Source organism: Bradyrhizobium shewense (assembly GCF_900094605.1).
Lineage (GTDB): Bacteria > Pseudomonadota > Alphaproteobacteria > Rhizobiales > Xanthobacteraceae > Bradyrhizobium > Bradyrhizobium shewense.
The window spans coordinates 42,132-62,070 of record NZ_FMAI01000021.1; the positions used below are offsets into that span (position 1 = coordinate 42,132).

Sequence of the window (19,939 nt, forward strand, 5' to 3'; positions counted from 1 at the left end):
AGACATTGCCGAAACGCCGCGGACAGATTGACCTTGTGCGACTTGCCCCCGCACGATCGTCTTGTGATACCCACGTCTTGCGAGTTCCGACTGAAAGGCTGGCGAACACGTGAGAACATCGGAAGACCGCTCATTTCTCGTATTGCTTGCCGCAATCACGCTAGCGTTTGGCTGGGTGCTCTGGCCTTTCTCCGGAGCATTGCTGTGGGCCACGCTGCTGGCCATCATCTTCGCCCCGCTCTATCGACGCTTCCTGGAAACCCTCCCGGGCAAGCGCAACATTGTCGCATTCTCCACCGTTGTCGTCGTGGTGGTGATCGTCTTGATCCCCGTCGCGATCGTCATCGCCTCGCTCATCGACCAGGGAGGGGAGCTGTATCAGCGCGTTCAGTCGGGGGAGATCAGTTTTGCTCATCCGCTTCAGCAGCTGAAATCCGCGCTGCCCGACTGGGCTGCTCCCATGGCGGATCGCCTCGCCAGCATCGATTTTTCGGCCCTGAAGGAACGCCTGTCGGGACTGCTCGTCCCGGCCGGCCAGCAGCTGGCCGGGCACGCGATCAACATCGGTCAGTTGACCCTCGAATTCGTCGCAAGCTTGCTCGTGATGTTGTACCTGCTGTTCTTTCTGCTGCGCGATGGTGACGAGCTGAACGCACGCATCCGCGACGCCCTGCCGCTGCGTCCGAGCCACAGCGCCGAGATTCTGAATGCGTTCACCCTGGCGGTTCGCGGGACGATCAAGGGAATCATCCTCGTTGCCCTGATTCAGGGCGCGCTCGGCGGGGTGATCTTCTGGCTGCTCGGACTGACCGCGCCGCTACTGGCGGGCGCGCTGATGGCGCTGCTCTCGCTTCTGCCCGTGCTCGGCTCCGCGCTGGTATGGCTTCCAGCTGGGCTCTATCTGCTTGTGGCAGGCTCAGTCACGAAGGGAATCATCCTGCTCGCTTTCGGCACCTTCGTGATTGGCCTTGCGGACAACTTTCTTCGTCCCATCCTGGTGGGACAGTCGATCCGGATGCCGAGCTACATTGTGTTGCTCGCCACGCTGGGCGGCCTTGCGGCTTTCGGAGCAAACGGCTTCGTCATCGGCCCACTCGTCGCGGCTATGTTCCTGACGGCCTGGCAGGTCTTCGTCCGCTCGAAAGAGCAACAGGAGGTCCGGAAATGACCTGCTACGCGGCGTAAGCTACGAAGCGCGGCGCCGAGAGCTTGTCAGGCGGCCCCGACGTGTCCTTGAAGACGGTGTCGGTCTTTGCCGCCCGCTTGCAATGCGGGCAGACGAAGAGATGCGCGATCACCGGAACCGGCTCGTCCGCGAGCAGTTCCGAGCGGTACCACCTCATCTCGACATGGCAATCCGGACAGGTCGGTGCTTCGAGTTGTTCCGCAGCACTTCTGAGACGATCAACCATCGAGACCTCGCGTTTTCCAAGGTCATAGCCCAATACCTCTTGCCGGTCTGCAACAAAAGACACGCTGCACGAACGCGCAGGATCCGCCGACCGCCGCGACTACAGTCGCCTGAGTGCCACGTTCTCCACGGTGTGGTCGGCGCCCTTCTTCAGGATCAGCGTCGCGCGAGGGCGGGTCGGCAGGATATTGTCCTCGAGATTGGCGAGGTTGGTGCGCTCCCAGATCGCGATCGCGGTGGCAGTGGCTTCCTCGTCTGACAACAGCGCGTAGCGGTTGAAGTAGGACTTTGGATTGGTGAATGCGGTGTCGCGCAGCGCCAGGAAGCGCTTGATGTACCATTGCCGCAGCGGGGCTTCGTCTGCGTCGATATAGACCGAGAAATCGAAGAAGTCGGAGACCACAGGCACCGCCTTGCCGTCGCGCGGCAGCTTGCCGGTCTGCAGCACGTTGACGCCCTCGACGATCAGGATGTCGGGCTGGTCGATCTCGGCCCACTGGTTGGGCACGATGTCGTAGGTCAGATGCGAATAGACCGGTGCACGCACATGGCGGCGGCCGGACTTGATATCGGAGAGGAAGCTGAGCAGCAGCGGCAGGTCGTAGCTTTCCGGAAAGCCTTTCTTCTGCATGATGCCCTGCCGGTCGAGCACGGCGTTCGGATAGAGGAATCCGTCGGTGGTGATGAGTTCGACCTTCGGGCGCGGCGACCAGCGCGCCAGCAGGGCCTGGAGCACGCGGGCCGTGGTGGATTTTCCGACCGCGACCGAGCCGGCGACGCCGATGATGTAGGGCACCTTGCGGTCGCGGATGTTGAGGAACTGGCGCTCCGCATAATACAGACGCTGCATCGCATCGACATAGATCGAGAGCAGGCGCGACAACGGAAGATAAATATCCTCGACTTCCTTGAGATCGAGGCGATCGTGCAGCGAACGCAGCCGGTCGAACTCGCCCGGCTCCAGCGTCATCGGCGTATCGTCGCGCAGACGCGCCCACTCCTCGCGCGAATAGATGCGGTACGGATTATACTGCTGCTCGGGTGCGCGGATATCCATAACGCGACCTTTCCGTTGCGGCTTATACTAGCCCTTACGCGACGCTTTCTCTTCCAACCCTGACATATTCGTACGCTTGTCGAGCGCCGCTTCCACCTCTTCCAGCTTTACGCCGCGGGCCTTCAGCAAGACAAGGAAGTGATAGAGCAGGTCGGCGCTCTCGGCGATCAGATGCGCGCGATCGTTTTCGACTGCTGCGATTACGGTTTCGACTGCTTCCTCACCGAACTTCTTGGCGCAATGCTCGGCGCCCTTGTCGAGGAGCTTGCGGGTATAGGACGCTTCGCCGCCGGCCGCCGCGCGGGCGTCGATGGTCTCGGCCAGATCGTGGATCGTGAAACGCGGCATCGGAATTACTCGGAAACACGCTTGGCAACACACTTGGCCACGGAGGCCATTCCCCGCTACCTCATGTAGCACTTTTACGAACGGGAGTCGTCAGGCATCGAGGCGCATGGCCAGTCCGCGCCGGGCCATGTGCTCCTTGGCTTCGCGGATGGTGAATTCCCCGAAATGGAAGATCGAGGCGGCCAGCACGGCCGTGGCGTGGCCGTCGCGGATACCGTCGACAAGGTGGTCGAGATTGCCGACGCCGCCTGAGGCGATCACGGGCACGGCAACGCTGTCGGCGATCGCCCGGGTCAGCGGGATGTCGAAGCCCTGCCTCGTGCCGTCGCGGTCCATCGAGGTGAGCAGGATTTCACCGGCGCCGAGCGAGACGACTTCCTGGGCGTATTCGATGGCGTCGATGCCGGTCGAGTTGCGGCCGCCATGGGTGAAGATCTCCCAGCGGTCGCCGCCGGGGCGCTTGACGCGCTTGGCATCGATCGCAACCACGACGCATTGCTCGCCGAATTTTTCGGCCGCTTCCTTGACGAACTCGCGCCGGGATACTGCGGCGCTGTTGATCGAGACCTTGTCGGCGCCGGCGCGCAGCAGCGTCTTGATGTCGTTGACCTCACGCACGCCGCCGCCGACGGTCACGGGCATGAAGCAGGCCTCCGCCGTGCGCCGGACCACGTCCAGCATGATGCCGCGATTCTCATGGGTCGCGGTGATGTCGAGGAAGGTGAGCTCGTCGGCGCCGGCGGCGTCATAGGCGATCGCGGCTTCGACGGGATCGCCGGCATCTCTGAGATCAACGAAGTTGACGCCCTTGACGACCCGTCCGTCCTTGACGTCGAGGCAGGGGATCACGCGCACCTTGAACATGTATCAGCTCCCAGGCGCGCGCGCGTTGCGGATCAAGGTGAGGGCGGCCGCGGGATCGAGCCGGCCGTCATAGAGCGCGCGGCCGGCAATCGCGCCGGCGAGCTTCTTCGCGCCCGGTGTCAGCATGGCTTTCACATCTTCGATCGAGGCAAGGCCTCCGGAAGCGATCACGGGAATCGAGATGGCGTCGGCCAGCGCAATGGTCGCATCGAGGTTCAGGCCCTTGAGCAGGCCGTCGCGCGCGATGTCGGTGAAGATGATGGCGGCGACGCCGGCATCCTCGAAGCGCTTTGCGATCTCCAGCACAGTCACTTGCGAGGTCTCGGCCCAGCCTTCGACCGCGACCTTGCCGTCGCGGGCGTCGAGCCCGACCGCGACGCGGCCGGGGAATTTTTTCGCCGCAGCCTTCACGAGCTCCGGATCGCGCACCGCAGCGGTGCCGATGATGACGCGGGTGATGCCCTTGTCGAGCCAGGCTTCGACAGTGGCGAGATCGCGTATGCCGCCACCGAGCTGCACCGGGATCTTGATCGTCTTCAGCATCGCCTCGACGGCCTCTGCATTCACCGGCTTGCCGGCGAAGGCGCCATCGAGATCGACGACATGGAGATACTCAAAGCCCTGCTCGACGAAGCTCTGCGCCTGCGCGGCAGGATTGAGGTTGAACACCGTCGCGCGCGCCATGTCGCCTTGCTCGAGGCGCACGCATTGGCCGTTCTTGAGATCGATCGCGGGAAAGATAATCATGATTGAGCCAGGATTTTTCCGCGCACACGGTGCGCTCCCTCCCCCCTTGTGGGGGAGGGTTGGGGAGAGGGGTAAGCCACGGGCACCGCCGTTGCCGCTACCCCCCTCCCGAATGCTGCGCATTCGACCTCCCCCACAAGGGGGGAGGTAACAAGAGCGGTACGCATCACGGTTTCCATCGCAAAAAGTTCGAGATCAGAGCGAGGCCAAAGCGCTGGCTCTTCTCGGGGTGGAATTGGGTGCCGATCGCCGTGTCCTTCGCGACGATCGCGGTGACGGCTCCGCCGTAGTCGGCGCGCGCGAGCACGTCCGCCTCGTTGGCAGCATTGAGGTGGTAGGAGTGCACGAAATAAGCGTGCTGGCCTTTCGGACCGAGCGGCAGCTTGTTCAGCACCGGATGTTCCTGCAGTACGTCGAGCGTGTTCCAGCCCATGTGCGGAATCTTCAGGCTCTCGTCGCGCGGCGTGATCTTCTCGACGTCGCCGCCGATCCAGTTCAGGCCATCGGTCGTGACGTGCTCCTTGCCGCGGGTCGCCATCAGCTGCATGCCGACGCAGATGCCGAAGAACGGCCGCGCCTTGACGCGCACCGCTTCGGTGATCGCCTCGACCATGCCGTTGACGGCATCGAGCCCGCGCCGGCAATCGGCGAAGGCGCCGACGCCCGGCAGCACCAGCCGGTCGGCTTCGTAAGCCTGATCGGGATCGCTGGTGACGAAAACCTTTTGCGGATTTTCGAGGCTGCGCGCGGCGCGCTCGAACGCCTTGGCGGCGGAATGCAGATTGCCGGAACCGTAATCGATGATGGCGACGCTCATCTTGACCCTCCCGGTTCTGGAAACAACCCGATGATGCCGCCGGCCGGAAGCGGCGGCGGATTCGAGAATTGCTGACCCGGCACGCTGCGGGTCGGCGGCGGGCCGCCGCGATCGACGGCCCATTGATCGTTGACGATGCCGTGCTGCTTCTGGCTCCAGCGCTTGAAGAAGCGGCGCTCGGCGGTGTCCTCGTCATCGCCAACCACCACGTCGAGCTGCCGCCATTTGCCGCGCGACAGCGTCCAGCGGCGCAGGCTCGAGGCCTCGAAGCCCATCAGCAGCGCGACGATGAGATCGGCGAAGAAGATCGAGCCGCGTCCGACGCCGAGGCTCGACAGTCCGGCGTTGAACGCTGCGACGAAAACCACCCAGCCGATCAGCGCCAGCCACAGCCGATTCCACAGCAGCCAGAACGGACCGAGGATCATCGCCCAGAAATGGAATCCGTCGCGCACGAACACGAACTTGTCGGTCGCTCGCAGATCGGCTCCGGCAGGGGAGGGAGCATGAACTGTGTAGACAGGCATGGTGATGCCCCGTTCCTAGGAATTCAGTGATGCCGCAAGCGGCGCGCAGCCGCCCGGCCGAAAGACGTCAGCCGCCGAGCGAGCCCTTGGTGGACGGGATTTCTCCCGCCGCTTTCGGATCGATCGCGACCGCGGTGCGCAGCGCCCGCGCCAGGCCCTTGAAGCAGGACTCGGCGATATGGTGGCTGTTATCGCCATATAGGGTCTCGACGTGGAGAGTCACGCCGGCGTTCATGGCGAAGGCCTGGAACCACTCGCGCACCAGCTCGGTGTCGAACTCGCCGATCTTGTCGCGGGGGAAGTCGGCCTTGAACACCAGGAACGGGCGGCCCGAGATGTCGATGACCACGCGCGACAGCGTCTCGTCCATCGGCATGTGGACGCCGGCATAGCGGGTGATGCCCGCCATGTTGCCGAGCGCCTGCTTGACCGCCTGGCCGAGCGCGATGCCGGTGTCTTCGGTGGTATGGTGGTAATCAATGTGCAAATCGCCCACCGCCTTGACCGTGAGGTCGATGCGGGAATGGCGGGCGAGGAGATCGAGCATATGGTCGAAAAAGCCGATGCCGGTCGCGATATTGGCCACGCCGGTGCCATCGAGGTTCACGGAGACCTCGATGTCGGTTTCCTTGGTCTTGCGCTTGATCGTCGCGGTGCGCATTGAAACTGGCTCTCATCCTGGCTCGGGGCCGAAAACGCCGGTCTTTTAACAGCCAAATGACGCCTTCGCTACCGCGGGATCGCCTTGGCTGGGCGGCACTTCCACCTATGGTGAGCGAATTGGGGCCGGAGCGGCCCGTTGTGCCTAGGTTGTCCCCTTGCCCCCGACCGCCTAAATCAGGCCGGACAACGAGGTACTTCATGCAGGATTCCCAGAACAGCTCGCCGGGCTGGCACGGCACCACGATCTTGACCGTCCGCAAGGGCGGCAAAGTGGTAGTCGGCGGCGACGGCCAGGTCTCGATCGGCCAGACCGTGATCAAGTCCAACGCCAAGAAGGTCCGCAAGCTCGGCAAGGGCGATGTGATCGGCGGCTTTGCCGGCGCGACCGCCGACGCCTTCACGCTGTTTGAGCGGTTGGAAGCCAAGCTCGAGCAGTACCCGGGGCAGCTGACCCGGGCCGCGGTCGAGCTGGCCAAGGACTGGCGCACCGACCGTTATTTGCGGCGGCTGGAGGCCATGATGATCGTGGCCGACAAGGATGTCTCCCTGGTGCTGACAGGCACCGGCGACGTGCTCGAACCCGAGGCCGGCGTGATGGCGATCGGCTCCGGCGGCAATTACGCACTGGCGGCGGCCCGGGCCCTGCTCGACACCGACAAGGACGCCGAGACCATCGTCCGCCGCTCCCTCGACATCGCCGCCGACATCTGCGTCTACACCAACCGGAATTTGACGATCGAGAGCCTGGCAGCGGGATAGGCCATGGCGCCCGCCTACACCTTCCACCCGATGACCGCGGCCGATCTGCCGATGATCCGGCGCTGGCTGGGCGCGCCGCATGTCGCCGAATGGTGGCATGATCCGGAGACGCTCGAGCTCGTCGGTGGCGACCTCGAGCATCCTGACTTGGCGCAGTTCATCGTCAGCCTTGACGGCCGGTCTTTCGCCTATCTGCAGTGCTACCAGATCGGCGATTGGCATGTCAGCTTCGGCCCGCAGCCCGTGGGCACCCGCGGCCTCGATCAGTTCATCGGCGAGGCCGACATGCTCGGATGCGGCCACGGCTCGGCTTTCATCCGTGCATTCATCGACCAGCTCTTTGCCCGCGGCGTGCCGCGCATCGTGATCGACCCCAGCCCCGCCAATCCGCGCGCAATTCGTGCCTATGAGAAAGCCGGATTCGTGCCGCAGCACGAGATCGTTACGCCCGATGGTCCCGCTCTACTGATGATCCAAGACCCATGACGCTTGCCGCAACCTCCACCGTCAAGACGGCATTTCCGCCGCTCGCCTGGGCCGGCATCGCGCTGTTGCTGCTGGCGCTGCAGGCCGCGATCCTGTTCGGCATGGGGCGGGTGCCGATCTGCACCTGCGGCTATGTCAAGCTGTGGCACGGCGTGGTGAACAGCTCGGAGAACTCGCAGCACATCGCCGACTGGTACACCTTTTCCCATGTTCTGCACGGCTTCCTGTTCTATGGCCTCACCTGGCTGCTGTTCGCGCGATTGCCGTTGCTGTCTCTGTCCTGGCCGGCTCGACTGATCATCGCCATGCTGATCGAAGGCGCCTGGGAGATCGTCGAGAACTCGCCCTTCATCATCGAGCGCTACCGCGCCGGCACGATCTCGCTGGATTATTTCGGCGACAGCATCGTCAATTCGGTCTCCGACAATCTGGCGATGGTGCTGGGGTTCCTTGCCGCACGCGCGCTGCCTGTCAGTGCGAGCGTCCTGATCGGGCTCGCCTTCGAGATCATGCTGGCGCTGCACATTCGCGACAATCTGACGCTCAATATCCTGATGTTGATCCATCCGATCGAAGCAGTGAAGCAATGGCAATCGGGTCCGCCCATCATCTGACCTAAAAAGCGACTTGTCCTTAACCGCCTCCCGCCCTAGCTAGACAGACATGACAGACTTCTCTCCCCGCGAAATCGTTTCCGAACTCGACCGTTTCATCGTCGGCCAGGCCGACGCCAAGCGCGCCGTCTCGATCGCGCTGCGCAACCGCTGGCGCCGGCAGCAGCTTGAAGGCTCGCTGCGCGAAGAGGTGCTGCCGAAGAACATCCTGATGATCGGCCCCACCGGCGTCGGCAAGACCGAAATCGCGCGGCGGCTCGCCAAGCTCGCCAATGCGCCGTTCCTGAAGGTGGAAGCGACCAAGTTCACCGAGGTCGGTTATGTCGGCCGCGACGTCGAGCAGATCGTGCGCGATCTCGTCGAGGTCGCAATCGCCCAGGTCCGCGAGAAGAAGCGCAAGGACGTGCACGCTCGCGCGCAGCTCGCCGCCGAGGAGCGCGTTCTCGATGCGCTGGTCGGTGCCAATGCCAGCCCTGCGACGCGTGAATCTTTCCGCAAGAAGCTGCGTGCCGGCGAGCTCAACGACAAGGAAATCGAGATCGAGACGCAAGGCGGCGGCAGCGGCATGCCGATGTTCGAGATCCCGGGCATGCCGGGCGCGCAGATGGGCGCGATCTCGATCGGCGACATCTTCGGCAAGCTCGGCGGCCGCAGCAAGACGCGGCGGCTGACGGTCGAGGGCTCGCACGAGATCCTGGTCAACGAGGAGTCCGACAAGCTGCTGGATACCGATCAGCTGACGCTGGAGGCGATCAACGCGGTCGAGAACAACGGCATCGTGTTCCTCGACGAGATCGACAAGATCTGCGCGCGCGAGGGCCGTGCCGCCGGCGACGTCTCGCGCGAGGGCGTGCAGCGCGATCTGTTGCCCTTGATCGAGGGCACCACGGTCTCGACCAAGCACGGCGCGGTCAAGACCGACCACATCCTGTTCATCGCCTCCGGCGCCTTCCACGTCGCAAAGCCGTCGGACCTGCTGCCGGAATTGCAGGGCCGCCTGCCGATCCGCGTCGAATTGCAGGCGCTGACCCGCGACGACATGCGCCGCATCCTGACCGAGCCCGAGGCCTCGCTGATCAAGCAATATGTCGCCTTGATGCAGACCGAGGGCGTGACGCTCGACATCACCGACGGCGCCATCGACGCGCTCGCCGACGTCGCGGTCGCCGTCAATTCCACCGTCGAGAACATCGGCGCGCGGCGGCTGCAGACCGTGATGGAGCGGGTGCTGGACGAGATCTCCTTCACCGCCCCCGACCGCAGCGGCGAGACCGTCAAGATCGATGCGGATTTCGTGCAGAAGCACGTCGGGGACCTCGCCAAGAACGCCGATCTGAGCCGGTTCATTTTGTAATTTGGGTTCAGTCCGCTATCTATCCCGCTGTCGTCCCCGCCTAGTGCGCAATTGCGCACGGGCGCGGGGACCCATAACCACCAGCGGTCCTTGTTAGAAAAGATGGCGGCTCCAGCCTTGGCTCAAACAGCGTCCTGTGGTTATGGGTCCCGGGTCGCGCTTCGCTTGCCCGGGACGACAGCGGAGGTCAATCGCGCCAGCCCAGGTGCGGCGTGATCGCTCATATCCAGAAAAATCCCTGGCGGCTGCTGCTCGCGATCAACGCCGCGGTTATCGTCGGCGTGTTCGTTCACAAGATCCAGCTGCCGCCTTACGTCCCCTACATCCATCTCCTGGTCGACTACCATTTCGGCTTCATCAAGCGCGCGCTGATCGGGGCGATCGTCGCGCTGTTCACGGACAAGGTGCCGGTCTGGTCGGTGTTCGCGATCGGCGGGGTGACGTGGCTGGTGACGCTCGGCCTATACGCAAGGCTGTTTCAGAAGAGCTTTGGCTTCACCGCGAAAACGCTGCCGCTGTTCGTCTTCATCGCGGGCTCGCCGTTCTTCCTCAAGAACTTCATGCACACGCTCGGCCATTTCGACATCTATGGCTGCGCGCTGGCGCTCGTCCTGCTGCTGATGCCGGCGGGGTCGCTGCTGTTCGTGGCTTTGGCCGCGCTGTTCTCGATCGTTCTCGTGCTGATCCACCACATTCATCTGCTGATGTATGTGCCGACGATCGTCACCATCGTCGTGATCAGGCACTATCTCGCCTGCGGGCTAAATCGCGGCAACGTCGCCTTCGGCATCGTCGCCCTGCTCATTGTCGCGGTGCTGTTCTTTGCGGCGCAATTTTTGGGAACGATGCCGATCCCTGAAGCGGATTTCGTCGCCTATCTGAAGAGCCGGATGGCCGATCCCTCGCGAACCGACCTGCTGCAATTCGCCTACATCTGGTACCAGCCGCTGGCGAAGGAGGTCTCGGACACCTGGGGACGCCTGCCGCACAACATCCTCGGCGTGCCCGTGTTCGCGCTGCTGATCTGGCTGCACACGCCGCTGTGGCACTATTTTGCCAAGCTGATCGGAGCGCTCGCAAGCGAGACGCACCGCCGCCTCGTGCTCGCGGCACTGATCGGAATCAGCCTCGCCTATCTCGTGATGTTTGCGATGGTGTTCGACTATTCGCGCTGGATCTCGAACTGGGCGGTCTGCATGTTCCTGCTCCTGCATACGGTGAAGATGCTGCCGGCCGCGCGCGAGGCGCCGCTGATTCCGGCAGAGGATCAGAAGACGAATATCTTCGGCTTGATCCTCACGCTGATCCCGCGCGTCGGAATCATCCGGCCGTTCTAAAACCTCGCCCGCCTGATCCGCACATACAGCGCGCCCTCGCCGCCATGGCCGATATGCGCCGTCTCGAAGCCGACGACGAAGGCGCGGAATTCCGGCAGGCTCAGCCATTCCGGCACCAGGCGGCGCAGCACGCCGCTTTCGCCGCCGCTGCGGCCCTTGCCGGTGATGACGAGCACGAAGGTCAGGCCGTCGTGATGGGCGCGGTGCAGGAATCCGGTCAGGGCGCGATGCGCGCGCGTCTGTGTCATGCCGTGCAGATCGAGCCGCGCCTCGATCTCGCTGCGGCCGCGCGACAGTTTTGTGCGCTCGCGCTTGCCGAGCGGCGCCAGGGGCGGGACGGCCGGTTTTGCGGCGCGGGGCGCCGGTGCAGCGGCGACCGGCCGTGGCGATGACGCGGGCCGCGTGACGGGTGCTGCGGGCAAAGGCTCGGTGCGCGGCGCGACATGCGCCTTCACCGCGCGGTGCTTCCTCAGCGGCTTGACCTGTTTGGCAACGACCTCCCACAGCTCGCGCTCCTCCTCGCTCAGCGCGCGGCGGCGCGGCGAGGGGCGAGGCTCGAGCACGGGCGGACGGGACGATCGCTTCATTGCTGCCGATGGGGCCGTTTCTTCACCGGTCGCTGCGGTTCGGAAGCGGGCTCGATCACGGGGCGCGGCGCCGGCAGCGGGACTGGACCCGCGATGGCGACCGTGTCGCTCTTGGTTTCCGCGGGGCCGGCGGCAGTAGCCGGCTTCGCCGTCCCCTTCCCGGGATCGGTTTGCGGAAACAGCTTGGCGATCTTCTCCGAGGGGCGCGGATCGGGCACCGGCAGCCGTGCGCCGCGCACCGAGGGATCGAGGCCCTTCGGCACCAGCATCACGAAATGCATGGGGTGGCGCAGCCGTCCGGAGACGCGGCCGGCATCCGCGCCGGCGCCGAAAAACAGATCGGCGCGCGCGGGGCCGATGATGGCCGAGCCGGTATCCTGTGCGATCATCAGCCGATGAAACGGCGTCTTCGAGCGTTCGGACTCGATCGGCAGCTCGCCCTCAATGAAGAACGGCGTGCCGTAGACATGCAGCGATTTGTCGACCGCGATCGAGCGTCCGGCCGTCAGCGGAATGCCCTGCGCGCCCACCGCCTCCTCCTTGTCGGAGAGGTTGACCTCGCGGAAGAATATGTAGGCGCGGTTCGCGCGGCGCAGCTCCTTGGCGCCATCAGGATTCTGCGTCATCCATTCCCTGATCTTCTGCATCGACATCTCTTCCTTCGGAATGATGCCGCGCTCGATCAGGACGCGCCCGACGGCAGTGTAGGGATAGCCGTTATAGGCGTCGTAATTCAGCCGGACCGTGCCGCCGTCGTCGAACTTGATCCGCGCCGAGCCCTGAATCTGCGCGAACAACAGATCGGTCGGATCCTTCAGCCAGGCGATCTCGAGCCCGCGGCCGGCGATCTTGCCGTCCTCGATCTCGCCGCGGTCGTAATAGGGCACCAGCTTGCGGCGGCCGATCTTGCGATAGACCGGTCCCTTGTTGGGCAGGCTCACCGAATCCTGCTTGTAGCCGCGCACGAACAGATTCGAGGGACGGCGGTAGACCGGAACATTGTAGACCTCGGTCTGCGTGCGCGATCCCTCCAGCACCGGCTCGTAATAGCCGGTGACGAAACCGTCGGGCTCGCCGAGGCGCGAGATCCGCAGCGGCGCGAAATTCTCCTCGAAGAAGGTCTTTGCTTTCGCGTCGTCGGTGAGCTCGAGCGATTTCGCCGCCCGGCAAGGTTCGCTCAGCGAGCCTGCCAGCGCCTTCGGCTCCGCCGCGCCGGTTTGTGCATTGATCGGCTTGCAGCTGGCGCGGAACGTCTTGTACGCCGCGAGATGATTGTCATCGCTCCAGCCCTTCACGTCCGCCCAGGCCAGCGGCAGATATTGCGCGCCCGGAATTTCGAACGGCAGCGGGAGCTGCGGATAGGGCAAGGCCCGCGGCGGAGCCGCAGCCAATTGCGGGGGATGATGGTGATGGCTGCGATAGTGGCGCCGCGCGGCCTCGGCGCCGAGCGAAAACGACGACAGCACGACGACACCTGCGCAAAGCGCCGTCGCGCCGGTCTTCAGAAAGACCTTAATTCGCGCTTCCGGTGCCAACCAGCTTCCAGTTCGGATCGCGAGAGGTGATATCGCGGGCGAAAGTCCAGATGTCGGTGATGTCGGCGACCGTGTCGGCGCTGCCGTCGACGATGTTGCCGGCCTTGTCTCGGGTGGCCGAGATCATCTGTGAGACGAAGCGGATCGTGAGCTGGGCGGTACGGTCGCGCAGCTCGGCGCCGACGAGCTCGGCTTTGTCGATCGAGACGAAGCGGGTCTCGGTCTTCTGCTCGTTCTTCTCGCGTTCCTTGATCGCGGCCTCGAAGCTCTCATAGACGTCCGACGACAACAGGTCGCGCAGCGCGCGGCGGTCGCCATTGGCAAAGGCCAGCACGATCATCTCGTAGGCGCCGCGGGCGCCCGAGATGAAATGACGCGGGTCGAAAGTGGAATCCTTGTCGACGATGGCATCAAGGCCCTGCGCCAGCGCGGTGCCCGGCTCGGTCAGGCCCTTCCAGCGATCGGAGGGCGGGGTCGGCTCGGCGGTCGGCGCCAGCGGGGCCTGATCGATGACCTTGCCCGGCATGGTCACGACGTTGTTGTCCTGGGTACCCCCGAGCGCATTGCGGGCGGCAGTCCGATCGAACGGCGGCCGCTCGTTGCCGGTCCGCTGCCCGAGCACACTGCGCAGCCGCAGAAAGATGAAGACCGCCAGCGCCAGGAAGATGATGGTGTAGATGTCCACGTCGGATTCGCTTTCTGGTCTTTGCTCTGGGTCTACGCTTTGGGGTCGTCGCCGGGAAAATCAATCCGGCCAGTAGACCGTTCCATACGGGAACGGCAAGTCTACATCACCATTTTAGGTCCGCGTCAGGTCCGTGGGATGTAGGCACGAAATCTTGCCCGGCCAATGGCGCCTTTTGGCACAGCACCGAGTGTAGCGCGTTTTATGCTTAAGGGGAAACCCGATCCTGCCCGGAAATCGCGCATCTTCAATCATTTAAGGCGCAGTTTTACGGAAAAGGCAGGATGAACGCGGCAGTTGCGGCGCGGCCGGAATCCCGCCTCCGGGACCGTTCGTCCTTGTGGAATGAGGCGGCCCTATGTTAGCCAACCGCCGCGAAATTCAGCCCAAATCGGGTAAGGAGAGACTCTCATGACCAATGGTAACGGCACCCCTCCCGAGGCGGCCCAGGCTCCCCAGCTCAACGTGCTGGCGCAATATACCAAGGACCTTTCGTTCGAAAACCCGAACGCGCCCAGCTCGCTCCAGCAGCAGAGCCAGCCCCCCCAGATCAACATCCAGATCAATGTCAGCGCTAACAATCTCAGCGAACATGAGTTCGAGGTGACGTTGTCGGTCGAAGGCAAGGCCGAGACCGCGGGCAAGATCATGTTCTCGTTCGAGCTCGCCTATGCCGGCGTGTTCCGCATCGCCAACGTGCCGAAGGAGAATCTGCATCCGCTGGTCATGATCGAGTGCCCGCGCCTGCTGTTCCCGTTCGCCCGCGAGATCATCGCGACCGCGGTGCGCGACGGCGGGTTCCCGCCCCTGATGCTGGATCCGGTCGACTTCGTCGGTCTCTACCGCCAGAACATGGAGCGGCAAATGGCCGCTCAGCCGAGCGGCCAGGCCTAACCAGCCGGAGGAGCTGGAGCGGGCAAAAACTCGTTCCAGACCGCCTTGTCGCCGAGCGTTGCGATGAAGGCCTTGTGGGCCTCACGCTCGGCATCGGAAACCCGCGGCGCGAGCGGCACCAGCCGCTGCCGCCGCGGCGCATCGCCAGCCGCATTGACGCGAATCTCCTGAGCGTCCGACGCCAGGAGCAGCTGCGACTGCCGCGCCCCGACCAGATCGACATAGACCTCGGCCAGCAGCTCGGCGTCCAGCAGCGCGCCGTGCTTGGTGCGGTGTGAATTGTCGATCGCATAGCGCGAGCAGAGGTCATCGAGCCGGTTGGACACGCCGGGATGCTTGCGGCGCGCCAGCAGCAGCGTATCGACCAGCCGCTCGCGCGGGATCGCCGCGCGCTTGATCTTGTCGAGCTCGGCATTGATGAAGCCGATGTCGAACGAGGCGTTGTGGATCACCAGCGGCGCATCGCCGATGAACTCCAGAAACGCATCGACGACCTCGTGGAACAGCGGCTTGGTCGACAGAAATTCGGCCGACAGCCCGTGCACCGCAAAGGCTTCCGCCGGCATGTCCCGTTCAGGATTGATATAGACGTGGTACGTCTGCCCGGTCGGCATGCGGTTGAGGATCTCGACGCAGCCGATTTCGACCAGACGATCGCCGCGCAGCGGATCGAGGCCGGTGGTTTCGGTATCGAGAACGATTTCGCGCATGTCTTGAGATCAGTGGCTTGAGAGCAGCGTCTTGAGAGCCGTGTGCGGCGGCGAATCAGGCCCGTCGCTGCGGCATCTTAACGACCTCGGCCAGGATGTGGGCGATTTGCGCGCGCACCGGGTCAAGTCCGTGTGACGTATCCACCACGAAATCGGCCCGCTTGCGCTTCTCGGCGTCCGGCGTCTGCTTGGCGATGATCGCGTCGAGCTTGGCTTCGTCCATGGTGCCGCGCGCCAGCACCCGCTCGCGCTGGAGTTCCGGCGAGGTCGAGACCACGACCACGGCATCGACCCGCTTCTCGCCACCGGTCTCGAACAGGAGCGGGATGTCCAGCAGCACGACCGGCGCCTTGGCAGCTTCCGCCTCGGCAAAAAACTTTTGCCGGGAGGCGCCGAGCATCGGATGGACGATCTGCTCGAGCTGCTTGATGGCGGCGGGATCATGCACGACGCGCGCCGACAGTTTTGGCCGGTCCACCTTGCCGTTCACGGTGGTGCCGGGAAAGGCGGCCTCGATCGCGGGCGCCGCTTCGCCCTCATAGAGCTGATGCACGGCAGCATCGGCATCGTAGACGGGCACGCCAGCCTCCGCGAACAATTTCGCGGTGGTGGATTTTCCCATTCCGATCGAGCCGGTCAGTCCCAGGATCCGCATCAGCGCTCAGCCATGTCTGTCATTCACACCGCAACTAGCTGCTCGCCTCGCAGGAATGCAAGCAGCGGCAGCAGCGGCAGGCCAAGAATGGTGAAATGATCGCCCTCGATGCGCTCGAACAGATGAATGCCCAGGCTTTCCAGCTGATAGGCGCCGACGCTGGTGGTGACGGCGTCGCCGGCAGCGTCCAGATAGGCTGAAAGCTCGTCCTCAGTCATCTCGCGCATGGTCATACGTGCGACCGCGACGTTTTCGAAAACAATCTTGCCGTCATACGCCACGGCCACGGCGGAATTCAGCTCATGGCTGTTGCCGGCGAGATCGCGCAATTGCGCCAATGCCTGCGGACGGCCTGCGGGCTTGTTGAAAAGACGATTGCCAAGAGCCAGTGTCTGATCGGCCCCGATCACGTAGCTTCCGGGATGATTGGCCGAGATCGCCTTGGCTTTTTCGCGCGCCAGCAGCAGAGCGATCTCGCGCGGATTTGAAAGCGCTGAAGCTAATTGAATACCGCGCTCGTCGATATCGGCGGTAATAGCCTTGAATTCCAGCCCCGCATTGGCCAGCAGCATTTTTCGGGCGCTGCTTTGTGAGGCCAGGATCAACGGAGATTTGCCGAGCCACAGACCCATCGCGAAAGCTATCCGGAAGGCCGGTTGCGCTGGCGATCGCTGTAGAGCTTCATGATCGCCGCCGCGGTTTCCTCAATCGAGCGTCGCGTGACGTCCAGCAGCGGCCAATCATGCTTGGCACTGAGCTTGCGCGCAAACGCAACTTCCTCGGTGACCGACTGCCTGTCGGTATAGGTGTCGTTGCCGGAATCGGTCCCCATCGAAAGCAGGCGATTCTGACGGATCTGGATCAGGCGTTCCGGCGTCGCGTGCAGGCTGACGACCAGCGGCCGCGTCAGCGTCTCCAATTGCGAGGGCACCGGAATGCCGGGAACCAGCGGCACGTTGGCGGTGCGGATGCCGCGATTGGCCAGATAAATCGATGTCGGCGTCTTGGAAGTGCGGGACACACCAACCAGCACCACGTCGGCATCGTCGAGGCCTTCGACATGCTGACCATCGTCATGGATCATGGTGTAGTTCAGCGCATCAATGCGCTTGAAATATTCCGCGTTGAGGACGTGCTGGGCGCCGACGCGGCCCGTGGTCGCAGCCCCGAGATAGGCTTCGAACAGCTGCATCACCGGGCCGATGATCGACAGGCTCGGAACATTGATCTCCTTGCACTTGTCCTCGAGCCTGGAGACCAGATCCTTCTCCAGCAGCGTGAACAGCACGATCCCCGGCGCTTCCTCGATCTCGTCGAGCACGCGGTCGAGCTGCTTCTGGCTGCGCACCAGCGGATAGACGTGCTCGACCGGGGTGACGTTGGCGTATTGGGCGGCGACGGCCCGTGCCACGGTGATCAGCGTCTCGCCGGTGGAGTCGGACACGAGGTGCAGATGGAAATAATTGTTCGAGGTTGGCACGAAAACTCTTTGGATGAAGGCGGGGTGATTTGTGGATTTCTGTGGAGCTTAACCCCTCGGAAAGGGTTGCGCGACACCAGGGGCGGGACAAGTGCCAATTTTCTTCACACCGCTGCCCGTCAGGACAAGTCCGGCGCCCTCGCTGCAGGGAAACGGGATTGCGCGGACAACCCCCTTGATAAGCTGCCGACAGAAAGGCGCAAGCCTTTGAAGCTGGCCGACTTATCGCAAGTCGCCAGAGCGATCAGGGATATGTTGATGGATGTGAACAAGCGCGCGTGAACGCGCGGACGGAATTGTGTGAGTCCAATCCACGGTCACATAGACTCAAACCTTAAGAATCTAAGATTCTAGATTTGAGGAAGGCGCTACGGACGGATATGTGTGCAGGCAAGACCTTAACGAGTTCTTACTATCCCCAGCGTTCCCTCGGCTGGGTCAGAAATCCGGAAACAGAAAATGTTTGAAGACGTCTATCTCTGGATCAAGGCGCTGCACGTGATTGCCGTCATCGCCTGGATGGCGGGCATGCTCTATCTGCCGCGGCTGTTCGTTTATCACAGCGAGGCCGAAATCGGCTCGAAGCAGTCCGAAACGTTCAAGATCATGGAACGCCGGCTGCTCAAGGCCATCATCAACCCGGCCATGACCGTCACCTGGCTCGCCGGGCTCTATCTCGCCTGGTCCGGCCATTGGTTCTCGTTCGGCTGGCTGCACGTAAAACTGGCACTGGTCCTGGCGATGTCCGCGGTCCACGGCTTTTTTTCCCGCTGGCTGAAGGATTTCGCCGCCGACCGGCGCCCCCGAACCCAGAAATTCTATAGAATTATCAACGAGGTGCCGACCGTCCTGATGATTTTCATCGTCATCATGGTGATCGTGAAGCCGTTCTAGGCAAGACGCGCGACGATTAGCTCAGCGCTTCGGCTTGCGGAGAAGGGAGCGATTTTCTATATTGTCGCTATCCCACCCAACGCAGGCGGATGTGGTTGTGTCTGAGCTTTCCAGAGGCCGGACACCGCATCAGGTTTGAAGCCTCATCGGCACTTAACCTTGCCAGACCTGCGGACCTTATCTTCTCACGTCCGCATTTCAGAGCCTCCTCGCACCCCTCCCAAGGTTACCCCACAGGACCACCCCAATGCGGGAAATTAAACTCGAAGACCTCAAGTCCAAAACGCCGGCCGAGCTCGTCTCGTTCGCGGAGGAGAATGGGGTCGAGAATGCCAGCACCATGCGCAAGCAGGAGCTGCTGTTCGCCATCCTCAAGCAGCTCGCGCTCGCCGAGACCGATATTGTCGGCCAGGGCGTCGTCGAGGTTCTCTCCGACGGCTTCGGCTTCCTCCGCTCGCCCGATGCGAATTATCTGCCGGGCCCGGACGACATCTACGTTTCGCCGTCGCAGATCCGCCGTTTCGGCCTGCGCACCGGCGATACCATCGAAGGCCACATCCGCAGCCCGAAAGAGGGCGAGCGCTATTTCGCGCTGCTGAAGGTCAACACGCTCAATTTCGAGGACCCGGAAAAGGCCAAGCACAAGGTCAATTTCGACAACCTCACGCCGCTGTTTCCGAATCAGCGTTTCCGCATGGAGATCGACGATCCGACGCGGAAAGACTTGTCTGCACGCGTGATCGACATCGTCGCGCCGATCGGCAAGGGCCAGCGCGCATTGATCGTCGCGCCGCCGCGCACGGGTAAAACCGTGCTGATGCAGAACATCGCGCACTCGATCACGCACAATCACCCCGAATGCTATCTGATCGTGCTGTTGATCGACGAGCGTCCGGAAGAAGTCACGGACATGCAGCGCTCGGTGAAGGGCGAGGTCGTGTCGTCGACCTTCGACGAACCGGCGGTGCGTCACGTCCAGGTCGCCGAGATGGTGATCGAAAAAGCAAAGCGCCTGGTCGAGCACGGCCGCGACGTCGTGATCCTGCTCGATTCGATCACGCGCCTCGGCCGCGCCTACAACACCGTGGTGCCGTCATCCGGCAAGGTGCTGACCGGCGGTGTCGACGCCAACGCGCTGCAGCGCCCGAAGCGCTTCTTCGGTGCGGCCCGCAACATCGAGGAGGGCGGCTCGCTGACCATCATCGCAACCGCGCTGGTCGATACCGGCAGCCGCATGGACGAAGTCATCTTCGAAGAGTTCAAGGGCACCGGTAACTCGGAGCTGATCCTGGACCGCAAGGTCTCGGACAAGCGCACCTTCCCGGCGATCGACATCTCGCGCTCCGGCACCCGCAAGGAGGAGCTCATCACCGATCCGCAGGTGCTCAAGAAGATGTACGTGCTCCGCCGCATCCTCAACCCGATGGGCACGATGGACGCGATCGACTTCCTGCTCGACAAGCTGCGCTCGACCAAGAGCAATTCGGAGTTCTTCGACTCGATGAACACCTGAGT

At 63.3% G+C, this 19,939-nt stretch carries 25 protein-coding genes; 10 read left to right on the plus strand and 15 right to left on the minus strand.

Going from position 1 to position 19,939, the window contains the following annotated elements; genetic code table 11:
* The first annotated feature begins 109 nt into the window (after positions 1 to 109).
* Complete coding sequence (locus GA0061098_RS31370) at positions 110 to 1,168, plus strand: AI-2E family transporter (RefSeq protein ID WP_165637718.1); 1,059 nt, start codon at positions 110 to 112, stop codon at positions 1,166 to 1,168.
* A gap of 4 nt (positions 1,169 to 1,172) precedes the next feature.
* Here GA0061098_RS31370 and GA0061098_RS31375 read toward each other — a convergent pair whose 3' ends face one another.
* The 8 genes from GA0061098_RS31375 to hisB all read right to left on the minus strand — a co-directional run bounded on the left by GA0061098_RS31375 (position 1,173) and on the right by hisB (position 6,432).
* On the minus strand, positions 1,173 to 1,412 hold the full coding sequence (locus GA0061098_RS31375) for an SIR2 family protein (protein WP_091965415.1): 240 nt from the start codon (positions 1,410 to 1,412) through the stop codon (positions 1,173 to 1,175).
* 99 nt (positions 1,413 to 1,511) lie between these two features.
* Entirely contained in the window at positions 1,512 to 2,468 is a 957-nt protein-coding gene (gene coaA / locus GA0061098_RS31380) for a type I pantothenate kinase (protein ID WP_028139389.1), read from the minus strand.
* Between the two features lie 27 nt (positions 2,469 to 2,495).
* On the minus strand, positions 2,496 to 2,816 hold the full coding sequence (locus GA0061098_RS31385; protein ID WP_018323522.1) for a phosphoribosyl-ATP diphosphatase: 321 nt from the start codon (positions 2,814 to 2,816) through the stop codon (positions 2,496 to 2,498).
* Between the two features lie 90 nt (positions 2,817 to 2,906).
* The gene (hisF, locus tag GA0061098_RS31390; protein WP_018323523.1) at positions 2,907 to 3,680 is read right to left on the minus strand and encodes an imidazole glycerol phosphate synthase subunit HisF; all 774 of its coding nucleotides are present in this window, start codon (positions 3,678 to 3,680) and stop codon (positions 2,907 to 2,909) included.
* A gap of 3 nt (positions 3,681 to 3,683) precedes the next feature.
* Positions 3,684 to 4,427, minus strand: coding sequence for a 1-(5-phosphoribosyl)-5-[(5-phosphoribosylamino)methylideneamino]imidazole-4-carboxamide isomerase (hisA, locus tag GA0061098_RS31395; protein WP_091965347.1), 744 nt, complete (start codon positions 4,425 to 4,427; stop codon positions 3,684 to 3,686).
* Positions 4,428 to 4,593: 166 nt separating this feature from the next.
* Positions 4,594 to 5,244, minus strand: a complete 651-nt coding sequence (gene hisH, locus GA0061098_RS31400; protein WP_091965348.1) for an imidazole glycerol phosphate synthase subunit HisH — start codon at positions 5,242 to 5,244, stop codon at positions 4,594 to 4,596.
* Positions 5,241 to 5,771, minus strand: coding sequence for a DUF2628 domain-containing protein (locus tag GA0061098_RS31405; protein ID WP_091965349.1), 531 nt, complete (start codon positions 5,769 to 5,771; stop codon positions 5,241 to 5,243). Before GA0061098_RS31405 ends, hisH begins: the two co-directional genes overlap by 4 nt.
* Before the next feature lie 67 nt (positions 5,772 to 5,838).
* Entirely contained in the window at positions 5,839 to 6,432 is a 594-nt protein-coding gene (gene hisB / locus GA0061098_RS31410; RefSeq protein ID WP_018323527.1) for an imidazoleglycerol-phosphate dehydratase HisB, read from the minus strand.
* Positions 6,433 to 6,632: 200 nt separating this feature from the next.
* Here hisB and hslV point away from each other — a divergent pair, with 200 nt between their 5' ends.
* The 5 genes from hslV to GA0061098_RS31435 all read left to right on the plus strand — a co-directional run bounded on the left by hslV (position 6,633) and on the right by GA0061098_RS31435 (position 10,984).
* A complete protein-coding gene (gene hslV / locus GA0061098_RS31415; protein ID WP_018323528.1) occupies positions 6,633 to 7,193 on the plus strand; it encodes an ATP-dependent protease subunit HslV in 561 nt (186 codons plus the stop codon).
* A gap of 3 nt (positions 7,194 to 7,196) precedes the next feature.
* Positions 7,197 to 7,679, plus strand: a complete 483-nt coding sequence (locus GA0061098_RS31420; protein ID WP_091965350.1) for a GNAT family N-acetyltransferase — start codon at positions 7,197 to 7,199, stop codon at positions 7,677 to 7,679.
* Positions 7,676 to 8,293, plus strand: a complete 618-nt coding sequence (locus GA0061098_RS31425) for a DUF2585 domain-containing protein (RefSeq protein ID WP_091965351.1) — start codon at positions 7,676 to 7,678, stop codon at positions 8,291 to 8,293. Before GA0061098_RS31420 ends, GA0061098_RS31425 begins: the two co-directional genes overlap by 4 nt.
* Positions 8,294 to 8,342: 49 nt before the next feature.
* Complete coding sequence (hslU, locus tag GA0061098_RS31430) at positions 8,343 to 9,647, plus strand: ATP-dependent protease ATPase subunit HslU (protein WP_091965352.1); 1,305 nt, start codon at positions 8,343 to 8,345, stop codon at positions 9,645 to 9,647.
* Between the two features lie 212 nt (positions 9,648 to 9,859).
* The gene (locus GA0061098_RS31435; RefSeq protein ID WP_091965353.1) at positions 9,860 to 10,984 is read left to right on the plus strand and encodes a hypothetical protein; all 1,125 of its coding nucleotides are present in this window, start codon (positions 9,860 to 9,862) and stop codon (positions 10,982 to 10,984) included.
* Here GA0061098_RS31435 and GA0061098_RS31440 read toward each other — a convergent pair.
* The 3 genes from GA0061098_RS31440 to GA0061098_RS31450 are packed head-to-tail and all read right to left on the minus strand — an operon-like array spanning position 10,981 to position 13,791.
* Positions 10,981 to 11,571, minus strand: a complete 591-nt coding sequence (locus GA0061098_RS31440) for a Smr/MutS family protein (protein WP_091965354.1) — start codon at positions 11,569 to 11,571, stop codon at positions 10,981 to 10,983. The two genes, GA0061098_RS31435 and GA0061098_RS31440, sit on opposite strands and share 4 nt — an antisense overlap.
* Positions 11,568 to 13,106 (minus strand): murein transglycosylase A, encoded by a 1,539-nt coding sequence (mltA, locus tag GA0061098_RS31445; RefSeq protein ID WP_165637719.1) that lies wholly within the window; start codon positions 13,104 to 13,106, stop codon positions 11,568 to 11,570. The genes GA0061098_RS31440 and mltA overlap by 4 nt, the downstream gene beginning before the upstream one ends.
* The gene (locus GA0061098_RS31450) at positions 13,084 to 13,791 is read right to left on the minus strand and encodes a Tim44/TimA family putative adaptor protein (protein WP_091965355.1); all 708 of its coding nucleotides are present in this window, start codon (positions 13,789 to 13,791) and stop codon (positions 13,084 to 13,086) included. Before GA0061098_RS31450 ends, mltA begins: the two co-directional genes overlap by 23 nt.
* A gap of 411 nt (positions 13,792 to 14,202) precedes the next feature.
* Here GA0061098_RS31450 and secB point away from each other — a divergent pair, with 411 nt between their 5' ends.
* The gene (gene secB / locus GA0061098_RS31455) at positions 14,203 to 14,685 is read left to right on the plus strand and encodes a protein-export chaperone SecB (protein ID WP_091965356.1); all 483 of its coding nucleotides are present in this window, start codon (positions 14,203 to 14,205) and stop codon (positions 14,683 to 14,685) included.
* Here the strand turns inward: secB and dnaQ are convergent.
* From dnaQ to GA0061098_RS31475, 4 genes are read right to left on the minus strand one after another with little or no spacing between them, the layout of a single operon-like run.
* Entirely contained in the window at positions 14,682 to 15,395 is a 714-nt protein-coding gene (gene dnaQ, locus GA0061098_RS31460; RefSeq protein ID WP_091965357.1) for a DNA polymerase III subunit epsilon, read from the minus strand. The two genes, secB and dnaQ, sit on opposite strands and share 4 nt — an antisense overlap.
* A 55-nt stretch (positions 15,396 to 15,450) precedes the next feature.
* The gene (gene coaE / locus GA0061098_RS31465) at positions 15,451 to 16,050 is read right to left on the minus strand and encodes a dephospho-CoA kinase (RefSeq protein WP_091965358.1); all 600 of its coding nucleotides are present in this window, start codon (positions 16,048 to 16,050) and stop codon (positions 15,451 to 15,453) included.
* 23 nt (positions 16,051 to 16,073) lie between these two features.
* Positions 16,074 to 16,682 (minus strand): Maf family nucleotide pyrophosphatase, encoded by a 609-nt coding sequence (locus GA0061098_RS31470; protein WP_091965359.1) that lies wholly within the window; start codon positions 16,680 to 16,682, stop codon positions 16,074 to 16,076.
* An 8-nt stretch (positions 16,683 to 16,690) separates the two neighbouring features.
* Complete coding sequence (locus GA0061098_RS31475) at positions 16,691 to 17,530, minus strand: pyruvate, water dikinase regulatory protein (protein WP_018323540.1); 840 nt, start codon at positions 17,528 to 17,530, stop codon at positions 16,691 to 16,693.
* Between GA0061098_RS31475 and GA0061098_RS45700 the strand changes: the two genes are divergently transcribed.
* The 3 genes from GA0061098_RS45700 to rho all read left to right on the plus strand — a co-directional run bounded on the left by GA0061098_RS45700 (position 17,504) and on the right by rho (position 19,937).
* Positions 17,504 to 17,812, plus strand: coding sequence for a hypothetical protein (locus tag GA0061098_RS45700; protein WP_245323710.1), 309 nt, complete (start codon positions 17,504 to 17,506; stop codon positions 17,810 to 17,812). The two genes, GA0061098_RS31475 and GA0061098_RS45700, sit on opposite strands and share 27 nt — an antisense overlap.
* Positions 17,813 to 17,989: 177 nt before the next feature.
* Entirely contained in the window at positions 17,990 to 18,424 is a 435-nt protein-coding gene (gene hemJ, locus GA0061098_RS31485) for a protoporphyrinogen oxidase HemJ (protein ID WP_091965360.1), read from the plus strand.
* A gap of 247 nt (positions 18,425 to 18,671) precedes the next feature.
* The gene (rho, locus tag GA0061098_RS31490; RefSeq protein WP_008133567.1) at positions 18,672 to 19,937 is read left to right on the plus strand and encodes a transcription termination factor Rho; all 1,266 of its coding nucleotides are present in this window, start codon (positions 18,672 to 18,674) and stop codon (positions 19,935 to 19,937) included.
* Positions 19,938 to 19,939 lie beyond the last annotated feature (2 nt).

Excerpts from the sequence above, each read along its gene's own strand:
- rho (WP_008133567.1), top strand. The coding sequence starts at position 18,672 with ATGCGGGAAATTAAACTCGAAGACCTCAAGTCCAAAACGCCGGCCGAG.
- dnaQ (WP_091965357.1), bottom strand. The coding sequence starts at position 15,395 with ATGCGCGAAATCGTTCTCGATACCGAAACCACCGGCCTCGATCCGCTG.
- GA0061098_RS45700 (WP_245323710.1), top strand. The coding sequence starts at position 17,504 with ATGGAAATAATTGTTCGAGGTTGGCACGAAAACTCTTTGGATGAAGGC.
- hisA (WP_091965347.1), bottom strand. The coding sequence starts at position 4,427 with ATGATTATCTTTCCCGCGATCGATCTCAAGAACGGCCAATGCGTGCGC.
- GA0061098_RS31470 (WP_091965359.1), bottom strand. The coding sequence starts at position 16,682 with ATGGGTCTGTGGCTCGGCAAATCTCCGTTGATCCTGGCCTCACAAAGC.
- hisH (WP_091965348.1), bottom strand. The coding sequence starts at position 5,244 with ATGAGCGTCGCCATCATCGATTACGGTTCCGGCAATCTGCATTCCGCC.
- hemJ (WP_091965360.1), top strand. The coding sequence starts at position 17,990 with ATGTTTGAAGACGTCTATCTCTGGATCAAGGCGCTGCACGTGATTGCC.
- hslV (WP_018323528.1), top strand. The coding sequence starts at position 6,633 with ATGCAGGATTCCCAGAACAGCTCGCCGGGCTGGCACGGCACCACGATC.
- GA0061098_RS31375 (WP_091965415.1), bottom strand. The coding sequence starts at position 1,412 with ATGGTTGATCGTCTCAGAAGTGCTGCGGAACAACTCGAAGCACCGACC.
- GA0061098_RS31405 (WP_091965349.1), bottom strand. The coding sequence starts at position 5,771 with ATGCCTGTCTACACAGTTCATGCTCCCTCCCCTGCCGGAGCCGATCTG.
- secB (WP_091965356.1), top strand. The coding sequence starts at position 14,203 with ATGACCAATGGTAACGGCACCCCTCCCGAGGCGGCCCAGGCTCCCCAG.
- hisB (WP_018323527.1), bottom strand. The coding sequence starts at position 6,432 with ATGCGCACCGCGACGATCAAGCGCAAGACCAAGGAAACCGACATCGAG.
- coaA (WP_028139389.1), bottom strand. The coding sequence starts at position 2,468 with ATGGATATCCGCGCACCCGAGCAGCAGTATAATCCGTACCGCATCTAT.
- hslU (WP_091965352.1), top strand. The coding sequence starts at position 8,343 with ATGACAGACTTCTCTCCCCGCGAAATCGTTTCCGAACTCGACCGTTTC.
- GA0061098_RS31420 (WP_091965350.1), top strand. The coding sequence starts at position 7,197 with ATGGCGCCCGCCTACACCTTCCACCCGATGACCGCGGCCGATCTGCCG.
- hisF (WP_018323523.1), bottom strand. The coding sequence starts at position 3,680 with ATGTTCAAGGTGCGCGTGATCCCCTGCCTCGACGTCAAGGACGGACGG.
- GA0061098_RS31425 (WP_091965351.1), top strand. The coding sequence starts at position 7,676 with ATGACGCTTGCCGCAACCTCCACCGTCAAGACGGCATTTCCGCCGCTC.
- GA0061098_RS31385 (WP_018323522.1), bottom strand. The coding sequence starts at position 2,816 with ATGCCGCGTTTCACGATCCACGATCTGGCCGAGACCATCGACGCCCGC.
- GA0061098_RS31440 (WP_091965354.1), bottom strand. The coding sequence starts at position 11,571 with ATGAAGCGATCGTCCCGTCCGCCCGTGCTCGAGCCTCGCCCCTCGCCG.
- coaE (WP_091965358.1), bottom strand. The coding sequence starts at position 16,050 with ATGCGGATCCTGGGACTGACCGGCTCGATCGGAATGGGAAAATCCACC.